Below are 10,141 nucleotides of genomic sequence, written 5' to 3'. Positions count from 1 at the left end.
GATTGAATGATGTATTTAAAAATATTTATGTAAATAAGATGAATATATTGACAATTGATATAAATAAATATAAAAAAATGGATTTAGTAGTTGTACATGGGAAAAAGGGTGGAAAATCTAATTCAAAAATTATGATTAGTTTATAAAAAATATTTAACTGTAACTTAAAGGACAAAAAAATTATTTTTTATAGATGAGAAATAACTTTTTTAAATATTGTTATGTTATGAAGATTTTATAAAGAATCAAGGACGAGCAGAAAAAGTTCAGAAATAGATAGTATAAATTAAAAGAGAAAAAATAAAGCAAGGAAAGAGGATGTAAATCTTCTTATTCCCTGCTTTTTTTCTTTATAAAGAAGTTAAGTAGTCAACTAGTTCTTTTTCAATTTGTGCATTAAACTTTCCAATTCTAAAATTGTATTTAATGTCTTCAAAATTTTCTGGATTTTTATCCATTTCCTTTTTTACTACAGCTGGAAATTCATTCCAAAAAGTATTATATTTTCCATCAACATATGAAATCAATGTAGGTATTTTAATTCTTTCATCTGTATCTGGAAAAAATTCTTTGGCAGTTTCTCTTGAACGATAGTCAATTTTTATTTTGTTGTTCAAGTCACTGAATTTTTTTAGGAAAGGGATAGTTGCACGGCAGTCTGGGCAGTAAACCTGTGCTACTGCAATAATTGTAATGTCTTTATCTATATTTTTGATAGCTTTTTTAGTTTCTTCAGATAAAGAAATTTTTTCTATAATTCTTAATTGCTTTTTATCTTCTTCTGCCTCAGTTACTTCAAATTTTAAATAATCTTCAAATGTTCCCATATTTTTCACCTCACAAATTTATTTTTATTTCTTTTAGTATTGTATCATTATTGTATGAATTTTTGCAAGTTTTTAAAATTTTAATTCAAATTTTTGGTGGAATGTGTTAAAATCAATATAGGAGGAAATTTTATTATGTATAAAGCTGTTGTAAGTGATTTAGATGGAACACTTTTAAATGAAGAGCATAAGGTTAGTTCATTTACGAAAGAAACAATTGAATTATTGCTAAAAAAAGGAATAAAATTTTATATTGCAACTGGACGTGGGTACACTGGTGCAAAAGAGATAATGGATGAAATTGGCTTTAAAATACCACTAATTACATCAAATGGCGCTAGAATTATAGATGAAGATGGTTTAGAAATTTACATCAACAATATTGAGCAAAAATACGTGGATAAAATTTTTTCAATTGACTATAAATCATTTGACAAGGGAATAATTTTAAATGGATTCTCAGGCAATCATTGGTACGTAACAGAAGATGCCAGGGACTATTTTTATGCTCAAAAGCCGAATAGAAAGCAATATCCGGAACAGATTGAATGGGAGGACTTTGAAAAACTTGCCTTTACAAAAATATTTTTTTTAGGCAAACACGAAAAACTGCTGGAAATAGAAAAGGAAGTCCGGAGGATAACAAAGGGAGAAGTCAATATAGTATTTGTAAATGAAAAAAGTCTGGAAATTTTTTCAAAAGACTGTGATAAAGCTGTTGCAGCAGAATTTTTATTAAAAAGAGACGGATTGACATTACAAGAAGCTGTTTCATTTGGAGATGGATTTAATGACTATGATTTAATAACTCGAACTGGATTAGGGTTTGCAATGAAAAATTCGATTTATTTATTGCTTGAGAAATTGACAGATACAGAAGTTATCGAAAGTAATGCAAATGATGGAATGGCTAAGAAAGTAAGGAAAATTTTTAATCTTTAAAAAAGTATTTTATGAATAAATAAGAGAGGGAAGGTAAATAATGAACAAAGTAGCATTAGTTGTAGATGATACATCTTATATTAGAGAAGATATAAAAGATATTTTAGAGGAACAGGGATACAAGGTATTTGAAGCAGGCGATGGATTGGAAGCTGTGGAAATGTATAAAAAAGTAAATCCTGCAATCGTAACAATGGATATAAATATGCCAAGAATGCATGGATTAAAAGCCACACAAGTCATCACGGATTTTGATAAGGATGCCAAAATTATGATTTGCAGCACAATGGTTATGTTCCCAAATTATATGAAAATGGGAAAAGAAGCTGGAGCAAAAGCATTTTTATCAAAGCCTTTTGATGAAGAGGAATTTATGAATGAATTTTCAAAATTATTTTTGTAGTTTGTTTTTTTGTCTTTATAAATTTTTAAATATAATGATTTTTTATTTGTTTTAGTATTTATAGAAAATAGTTTAGTAAAATAAAATATGTAAACTTAGAAAAGGAGAAAAAATCAAATGTTTAAGGCTGTTGTAACTGATTTGGACGGAACACTTTTAAATGCAGAGCATAAAGTAAGTGAATTTACTAGGAAAACAGTAAAACTGCTGCTAAAAAAAGGAATTAAGTTTTATATTGCAACTGGAAGAAATTATTTAGGAGCAAAGGAAGCTATGGATGAGCTTGGTGTACAAGTCCCTTTGATTACTTCACATGGATCTGTTGCTTTTGATGAAAACGGAAATGAGATTTTTTCAAATAAACTAAAAAGAGAATATTTGGATAAAGTTCTGAATATTGATTATAAGTCATTTGGAAAAGATATTATTATAACTGGGTATGCCGGACCAAACTGGTTTGTTACAGAAGATTTGAGGGAATATTTTTATAACAAGAAGCCTGACAGAACTAGATACCCACAACAGATTACCCCAAAAGAATTTAAAAAACAAGACTTTACAAAAATCTTTTTCCTTGGAGAAGATCATGACGAATTACTGGAACTGGAAAATGAAATAAAAAGAATAATTGGTGAGGAAAATATAAGTCTTTTATTTGCAAATGAAGGAAGTCTGGAGGTTTTTCCTGCAGATTGTAACAAAGCCAAAGCGGCAGAAGTGGTGCTGGAAAGAGATGGATTGATATTGAAGGATGCTGTTTCATTTGGGGACGGACTGAATGACTATGACTTGATAACTCAAACAGGGCTTGGATTTGCAATGGAAAATTCGATTTATTTATTACTCGAAAAATTAATGGACACAGAGATTATTGAAAGCAATGCAAATGATGGAATGGCAAAAAAAGTTCGAGAAATATTTGATTTATAAGATTGAAGAAAGAAGGAAAACTTATGTATAAAGCAGTTATTAGTGATTTGGACGGAACTTTGCTAAGCAGAGGTCATCATGTTACTAAATTTACTAAAAATGTAATAAAGGAAATAATAAAAAAAGGAATAAATTTTTATATTGCCTCAGGCAGAAGCTATGATCAGATAGGATATGTGACTGAACAGCTTGAAGTAAAGATTCCAGTTATAGCAGCAAATGGTGCAAGAATTTTTGATGCAGATGGAAATATGATATATGAAAAAGGATTGTCAAGCAAAGCAGCAAAAGCAATATTGGAACTTGATTATGAAAATATTGCTGAAGGTTCACACCTAAACATTTTTTCAGGAAATGACTGGATTATCACAAAAGGAACGGCTCAAAAAGTGTATGACAGAATTCCAAGAGATGTAAAAGTTGATTTTAAAGAAGTTCCAAAAGATGAACTAAAAAATTTGGATATATTAAAAATATTCTACATTGGAAATCATGAGCAGCTTACAAACTTGGAAAAAGCCATTTTGAAAATAACAGATGATGTAAATGTTATCTTTGTTAGTGATTACTGTATGGAAGTTATGGCAAAAGGTGCAAATAAAGGAGCAGCGGCAAAATTCCTGCTAGAAAGGGAAGGATTGGAATTAAAGGACGCGGTGGCCTTTGGAGATGGTGAAAATGACTTTGAAATGCTTACAATGGTTGGAAAAGGCTATGCAATGGGAAATTCTATTGACAGGCTAAGAAAACTGTTACCAAAAGATTTTGAATTTGTTGGAGAAAATACGGAAGATGGAGAAGCTGTGAAATTACAGGAATTGTTTTTGGAAAGAGCAAAAAACCTTTAATTTTACAGAAAAAAGATTAAATTAGTATCGCAATAATATTTGTTTGATAAAAAAATTCTAAACAAATTTCGAAATAATCGTTATTATAGTAAATAGTAGTGATTATTTTTTTATTATTTTGGCACAACCAAAACGATATTTCCTATTGACTGTGCCATTAGTGTTTTTCTAATTTTTAGTAGAAATCGCATCTACATCATATTGTTTTTCTAGTTCAATTTGAGAATTATTCTTCAAGTCATAATAAGCTGCAACACCTATCATAGCTGCATTATCAGTGCAATATTCCATTTTTGGAAAATGAACTTCTATTTGATTCCCTTCATTAGTTTGAACATTTTTAAATTCTAAAAATTTCTCACGAAGCCTTCTGTTTGCTGAAACACCACCTGCGACAAGTATCGTTTTCACATCTTTTTCCTTTACAGCTATCAATATTTTATCATATAAGATATTTACAATAATTTCCTGAAGAGATTTTGCAATATCTTCATTTGAAATGGGATTACCTTTCATCTTTTGATTATTTACATAATTAGTTATGAAAGTCTTTATTCCACTAAAACTGAAGTTGTAGCCGTCAACTTTTGGTTTTTTTATTTTTAAAATATCTTCTCCATTTACTGATAGTCTATCAATATGTGGTCCTCCTGGATATTCTAATCCCAATATTCTTGCAATTTTATCATAAGTTTCTCCAACGGCATCGTCTAATGTTTCACCAAGCAAATCAGTAATTATTTTTCCATTTTCTTCGAAAATATAATACAAGTTTGTATGCCCGCCTGATACAACTAGTGATATTGCAGGTAATTTTACATCGTTATCAATAAAACTTGAGAAAATATGCCCATTAATGTGATTTACTGGAAGTAGTGGAATGTTGTTGGCATAACTCAAGGATTTTGCAAACATCAAGCCTACAAGCAGGGAACCGATAAGTCCGGGAGTATTTGTTACAGCGATGTAATCAATATCGCTTAATTTACAGTTTGCTTTTTCCAGAGCTTCAGTAAATACTGGTAAAATATTCTCAATGTGATGCCGTGAGGCAATTTCAGGAACTACTCCTCCAAATTCCTTATGAATATCAATCTGAGTGGAAATAATATTGCTTAAAATCTTTTTACCGTCTTCTACAACTGCAACGGAAGTTTCATCACAGGATGTTTCAAATGCAAGTATTTTCATGATTTTCTCTCTTTCTTCTTTTATTTCTTCATTTTTCTCTTCAATTTTTAATTGTCATATTCCTTAATAATTTTGTCAAATACAGTTTCTACAGAAATTCCAGCCATACAATCTGCATATTTCTTAAGAAATTTATCATCTCCATAAAGTGAATGTGGCGGACAGTTTGGATTATTCAACAAAAATGTATTTTTTTCAAAGGAAAATAATTTCGGATCAGTTGGTCCAAAAAATACAAAAGTTTTGGCTTTTACGGCTCTAGCTATATGGAAAGGGCCTGAATCGTTTACAATTGCTGCTTTGGCATATTTCAGCAATATTCCGCTTTCCTTAAAAGAAATTTTCCCGCACAAATCAATCACTCGTTCATCTCCATCAGATTTTACAACATTCGCATCTTCTTTTCCGCCAATCACAAAAATTCTCAATTTTTCATTATTTTTTACAAATTTACTTTCATTTTCGAGAATCTTTTTTGCCAGTTCATCATAATAAGGCCATTTTTTCGTAAATTTAGAAGCTCCTGGAGCTAGCACAAAATAATTTCTATCTTTCAAATCATATTTTTGTACAAATTCTTCTTCCATTTCTTTATCAATATAAAATTCCAGATTATCTCCAAATCCATTTTTCATATTTTTGTCAGAAAAACTTATCCCCAATTTTTTTAATGCTGTAAAATAACTCTCAACAATTGTACAATCTGCATTATATGTAATAAGTTTCGCTTTTACAAGTATAGTTTTCCACCATTTTCTCTTTTTATATCGGCAATACTGAGTATTCTTGTTTTCAAGGCTTTTTCCAATAATTCTAGAAAGAAATTTGGAATGTAAATCAATAACATAGTCATAATTCTCTATTTTTAGTTTATTTACAATATTTTTTATATAATTTCTATCCTTGCTTTTCTTTTTATCAAAAATTATCAAATTTCTAATTTCAGGATTCAATGAAATTGCCTCAGAAAAAGTATTATAAACTATAAAATCTATTACAGCCTCTGGATACTTCTCTTTAATTGCCCTTATCACTGGAGTTGTAAGAACCACATCTCCGAATGAACTAAATCTTATTATTAATATTTTCATATTTTTCCTTTTCTAAATAAGTATATTATTTTACTCATTTCATTTAATAAAACAAACACAAGATTTGAGTAAAATAACTTTATATTTTAAGTTTGATTTTATTCATATTTTATAACTTAAACCTATTATTAGTCAAGCATTTTTCAACATATTTTTATGTTAAACAATTAATTTTTGAACAATAAAGCTGATAACATCGCAAATCTAAGTTTCAAAATGATATAATTGTAAAACAAAAAAATACAGTCAATAAATCAACTGTATTTCAAAAATTTTTAAACTAATTTATTAAAAGTCTGAATAATTGGAGCATTCTCACACATTTCTACTAATAATGGTACAATTCTAGTAAAATGTTCGCTTGCATTATGCTGTTCAATAGCTTCATTAGATTCCCATTCCTCAACAAATACCAAATGATTTTCTTTTTCGGTATTTTGTTGTAGATGGTATGAAATACATCCTTTTTCCTTACGGCTTTTCTCTATAAGTTCATTACAAAGACTTATAAAATCAGATAATTTATCATTTTTCACTTCAAAACTTGCTAATATATGAATCATAAATTGATCTCCTTTCCAGATATATTTTATAAAAAAAAATACCTACATCAATTGTAAGCATAACATAATTAATATAATGGTGCCTAGAAGAAGATTCGAACTTCCGACCCTACGGGTATGAACCGTATGCTCTAGCCAACTGAGCTATCTAGGCATTTGGTGGCGGGAGCTGGATTTGAACCAACGACCTTCGGGTTATGAGCCCGACGAGCTACCATGCTGCTCTATCCCGCGACAATGAAAGTTTGTTATTAAGTGGTGCCTCGGGCCGGACTTGAACCGGCACGGGATAAATTCCCACAGGATTTTAAGTCCTGTGCGTCTACCGATTTCGCCACCAAGGCTTATTTTACTTAAAAAGTAAACTTACGAATAGTATTATATAGTATTTTTCTATATTTGTCAACAACTTTTTTTTCTAGATTTTTTTTACTTAAAGTGGTAAAATATATTTATGAAAATAAATTCAAGAATTTTAAGATTCTTTGAAAAGGGAGAGAAGTATAAATGAATGAAATATTTAGAGATGTAGAATATGAAATTCTTAAGGAAGGTAAAAAGTTTGAAATAAAAGGTATTGAATATGATTCTAGAAAAATTAAAGAAAATTTTATATTCGTGGCTATGGCTGGAAATACTGTAGACGGACATAATTTTATTCAAAAAGCAATTGACAGTGGAGCTAAGATAATAATAACTGAAAAAAATATAAATATTTCGGAATATAAAAATACTGATGATGTAAGTTTTATTTTAGTAAAAAATATACGAAAAAAATTAGGGATAATAGCTTCTAATTATTATGGTTATCCACAAAATAAAATAAAAATTATTGGAATTACAGGAACGAATGGAAAGACTACATCAAGTTTTATCTTGGAAAATATTTTAGAAAAAACAGCTAGAATCGGTACAACTGGAAATCGAATTTTAGATGAAGAATTTGAAACAGTAAATACTACTCCTGAATCACTTGAGTTAATTAAGTTGATTGATAAAAGCGTAAAAAAAGGTGCAGATTACTTTATAATGGAAGTGAGTTCACATGCTTTAGAAATAGGCCGTGTAGACATGTTGAAATTTGATTCTGCAATATTTACAAATTTAACACAAGATCATTTGGATTTTCATAAAACGATGGAAAATTATTTTAATGCCAAGAAAAAAATATTTTCAATGTTGAGACATGATAAAAATAATGGTAAAGGTATAATTAATATTGACGATGAACATGGTGCTAAAATTTATTCTGAAAAAAATAAAGATAATTATATTTCAGTAAGTATAAAAAATGAAGAGGCTGATATTTTAGGAGATATTCTAAATTACACAAATAATGGAATGAAAGTAAAGATAAATTTGAAAAACTATTTAAAAAAAATAAATTCGCATTTTAAAGGTACAGATCGTGATGATGAATACGAGGATGAAGAATACGAAGAAGAGTATAAATTTGAAATGGGATTGGTTGGTGAATACAATTTATATAATGTTCTTGGGTGTGTGGCTTCAGCATTATCTTTTGGTATTAAAATGAACGATATTATTAAAAAATTAGAAACAATGCCAGCTGTACCAGGAAGATTTGAAACAATAAAAAACAATATGGAAGCAAGAATTGTAGTAGATTTTGCACATACAGATGATGGATTGTTAAATGTTGGAAAAACACTAAAACAAATTACGGATAACCAAGTAATAACAATATTTGGTGCAGGAGGAGACAGAGATCACGAGAAACGTCCCAAAATGGCAAAAGCGGCTATTCAATTTAGTGACTATATTATTCTTACGTCAGATAATCCTAGAACAGAAAATCCAATAAATATTTTAGCAGATATAGAAAAAGGACTTATAGATGAAAAATATCCGTTTGATAAATATTTAATTATTTCAGATAGAGAAAGAGCAATAAAACATGGAATAAAATTACTAAAAAAAGGAGACAGTTTATTAATTGCGGGAAAAGGTCATGAAAATTATCAAATAATTGGAACCCAAAAAATTCATTTTGATGATAGAGAAACAGTAAGAAAAATTTTAGAAGAGGAAAACAATATTTAATCTAATAATTAGATTATTATAACAAGCATAGTAAGAATTGCACTCTTTTGAGTATAAATGGAGGCATTGGAGTATTATTTTTACTATGTTTTTTAATATGCTACAGGTATTGCATTTGACTGTATGATACACGTATGAAAAAAACTTTAAAAAAATGGAAAAAAGTAGTTGACAAAGGGGAGGGGATATGATAATATATATCTTGTCGATACGAAAAAGTGTCGCAGGACAATAGAAGATAAGAATAGAAGAAGCAACAATGTGTAAGATATAAATAAAAGTCAAGAGCACTTGCCTGTAAGGCAAGAAACTCGTCAAGACTAAGGTGGAAATAAAATATATGAGAAATATATTGAATGAAGAGTTTGATCCTGGCTCAGGATGAACGCTGACAGAATGCTTAACACATGCAAGTCATTGGCGAAGCTGCGCTTGCGCAGTCTAGCCAAGGCGGACGGGTGAGTAACGCGTAAGGAACTTGCCCTGCAGACAGGGATAACAGACGGAAACGACTGATAACACCTGGTATTGTCAGGCTGGCGCATGCCGGCCTGATGAAAGGAGACGCTGCAGGAGAGCCTTGCGTCCTATTAGCTAGTTGGTGGGGTAACGGCCCACCAAGGCGATGATAGGTAGCCGGCCTGAGAGGGTGAACGGCCACAAGGGGACTGAGATACGGCCCTTACTCCTACGGGAGGCAGCAGTGGGGAATATTGGACAATGGGGGCAACCCTGATCCAGCAATTCTGTGTGCACGAAGAAGGTTTTCGGATTGTAAAGTGCTTTCAGCAGGGAAGAAGAAAGTGACGGTACCTGCAGAAGAAGCGACGGCTAAATACGTGCCAGCAGCCGCGGTAATACGTATGTCGCAAGCGTTATCCGGAATTATTGGGCATAAAGGGCATCTAGGCGGCCCTGTAAGTCTAGGGTGAAAACCTGCGGCTCAACCGCAGGCCTGCCCCGGAAACTACAGGGCTAGAGTATCGGAGAGGTGGACGGAACTGCACGAGTAGAGGTGAAATTCGTAGATATGTGCAGGAATGCCGATGATGAAGATAGTTCACTGGACGGTAACTGACGCTGAAGTGCGAAAGCTAGGGGAGCAAACAGGATTAGATACCCTGGTAGTCCTAGCTGTAAACGATGATTACTGGGTGTGGGCATGAAGAGTGTCCGTGCCGAAGCAAATGCGATAAGTAATCCGCCTGGGGAGTACGGCCGCAAGGCTGAAACTCAAAGGAATTGACGGGGACCCGCACAAGCGGTGGAGCATGTGGTTTAA

9 protein-coding genes, 3 tRNA genes and 1 rRNA gene are annotated in these 10,141 nt (G+C 31.3%); 6 read left to right on the top strand and 7 right to left on the bottom strand.

Annotation, left to right across the window (positions count from 1 at the left end):
• Positions 1–350 precede the first annotated feature (350 nt).
• Positions 351–827: a thioredoxin family protein gene (locus Q0370_RS06475; protein ID WP_299573635.1), complete on the bottom strand. Its 477-nt coding sequence runs from the start codon at positions 825–827 to the stop codon at positions 351–353.
• 135 nt (positions 828–962) lie between these two features.
• On the opposite strand from Q0370_RS06475, the gene Q0370_RS06470 reads away from it, so the two are divergent.
• The 4 genes from Q0370_RS06470 to Q0370_RS06455 all read left to right on the top strand — a co-directional run bounded on the left by Q0370_RS06470 (position 963) and on the right by Q0370_RS06455 (position 3,950).
• Positions 963–1,769, top strand: coding sequence for an HAD family hydrolase (locus Q0370_RS06470; RefSeq protein WP_299573632.1), 807 nt, complete (start codon positions 963–965; stop codon positions 1,767–1,769).
• 40 nt (positions 1,770–1,809) lie between these two features.
• Positions 1,810–2,172, top strand: a complete 363-nt coding sequence (locus Q0370_RS06465) for a response regulator (protein WP_299573629.1) — start codon at positions 1,810–1,812, stop codon at positions 2,170–2,172.
• Between the two features lie 117 nt (positions 2,173–2,289).
• Positions 2,290–3,102: an HAD family hydrolase gene (locus Q0370_RS06460; protein WP_299573626.1), complete on the top strand. Its 813-nt coding sequence runs from the start codon at positions 2,290–2,292 to the stop codon at positions 3,100–3,102.
• A 23-nt stretch (positions 3,103–3,125) separates the two neighbouring features.
• Positions 3,126–3,950 (top strand): HAD family hydrolase, encoded by an 825-nt coding sequence (locus tag Q0370_RS06455; RefSeq protein WP_299573623.1) that lies wholly within the window; start codon positions 3,126–3,128, stop codon positions 3,948–3,950.
• Positions 3,951–4,118: 168 nt separating this feature from the next.
• Here Q0370_RS06455 and tsaD read toward each other — a convergent pair whose 3' ends face one another.
• The 6 genes from tsaD to Q0370_RS06425 form a co-directional block, all read right to left on the bottom strand.
• On the bottom strand, positions 4,119–5,141 hold the full coding sequence (gene tsaD / locus Q0370_RS06450; protein WP_299573621.1) for a tRNA (adenosine(37)-N6)-threonylcarbamoyltransferase complex transferase subunit TsaD: 1,023 nt from the start codon (positions 5,139–5,141) through the stop codon (positions 4,119–4,121).
• Between the two features lie 47 nt (positions 5,142–5,188).
• Positions 5,189–6,232: a glycosyltransferase family 9 protein gene (locus tag Q0370_RS06445; protein ID WP_299573619.1), complete on the bottom strand. Its 1,044-nt coding sequence runs from the start codon at positions 6,230–6,232 to the stop codon at positions 5,189–5,191.
• Between the two features lie 275 nt (positions 6,233–6,507).
• Complete coding sequence (locus tag Q0370_RS06440) at positions 6,508–6,795, bottom strand: putative quinol monooxygenase (protein WP_299573617.1); 288 nt, start codon at positions 6,793–6,795, stop codon at positions 6,508–6,510.
• A 77-nt stretch (positions 6,796–6,872) separates the two neighbouring features.
• Positions 6,873–6,949: transfer RNA gene (locus tag Q0370_RS06435), tRNA-Met, on the bottom strand.
• Positions 6,950–6,952: 3 nt separating this feature from the next.
• Positions 6,953–7,029 (bottom strand) — tRNA-Met (locus tag Q0370_RS06430).
• A gap of 22 nt (positions 7,030–7,051) precedes the next feature.
• A tRNA-Leu gene (locus tag Q0370_RS06425) sits at positions 7,052–7,139 on the bottom strand.
• 163 nt (positions 7,140–7,302) lie between these two features.
• Between Q0370_RS06425 and Q0370_RS06420 the strand changes: the two genes are divergently transcribed.
• Complete coding sequence (locus Q0370_RS06420) at positions 7,303–8,859, top strand: Mur ligase family protein (protein WP_299573615.1); 1,557 nt, start codon at positions 7,303–7,305, stop codon at positions 8,857–8,859.
• 353 nt (positions 8,860–9,212) lie between these two features.
• A 16S ribosomal RNA gene (locus Q0370_RS06415) occupies positions 9,213–10,141 on the top strand; the annotation flags it as partial.

The organism is uncultured Leptotrichia sp., from assembly GCF_938036635.1.
GTDB classification, from domain to species: Bacteria; Fusobacteriota; Fusobacteriia; order Fusobacteriales; family Leptotrichiaceae; genus Leptotrichia; species Leptotrichia hongkongensis.
The sequence above is the reverse complement of the archived record's forward strand: the minus strand, read 5'-3'. Positions and strand labels throughout refer to the sequence as shown.

What these genes read in the sequence shown, in the direction of transcription:
- Q0370_RS06475 (WP_299573635.1), bottom strand. Translation starts at nt 827, where the DNA reads ATGGGAACATTTGAAGATTATTTAAAATTTGAAGTAACTGAGGCAGAA.
- Q0370_RS06470 (WP_299573632.1), top strand. Translation starts at nt 963, where the DNA reads ATGTATAAAGCTGTTGTAAGTGATTTAGATGGAACACTTTTAAATGAA.
- Q0370_RS06465 (WP_299573629.1), top strand. Translation starts at nt 1,810, where the DNA reads ATGAACAAAGTAGCATTAGTTGTAGATGATACATCTTATATTAGAGAA.
- Q0370_RS06460 (WP_299573626.1), top strand. Translation starts at nt 2,290, where the DNA reads ATGTTTAAGGCTGTTGTAACTGATTTGGACGGAACACTTTTAAATGCA.
- Q0370_RS06455 (WP_299573623.1), top strand. Translation starts at nt 3,126, where the DNA reads ATGTATAAAGCAGTTATTAGTGATTTGGACGGAACTTTGCTAAGCAGA.
- tsaD (WP_299573621.1), bottom strand. Translation starts at nt 5,141, where the DNA reads ATGAAAATACTTGCATTTGAAACATCCTGTGATGAAACTTCCGTTGCA.
- Q0370_RS06445 (WP_299573619.1), bottom strand. Translation starts at nt 6,232, where the DNA reads ATGAAAATATTAATAATAAGATTTAGTTCATTCGGAGATGTGGTTCTT.
- Q0370_RS06440 (WP_299573617.1), bottom strand. Translation starts at nt 6,795, where the DNA reads ATGATTCATATATTAGCAAGTTTTGAAGTGAAAAATGATAAATTATCT.
- Q0370_RS06420 (WP_299573615.1), top strand. Translation starts at nt 7,303, where the DNA reads ATGAATGAAATATTTAGAGATGTAGAATATGAAATTCTTAAGGAAGGT.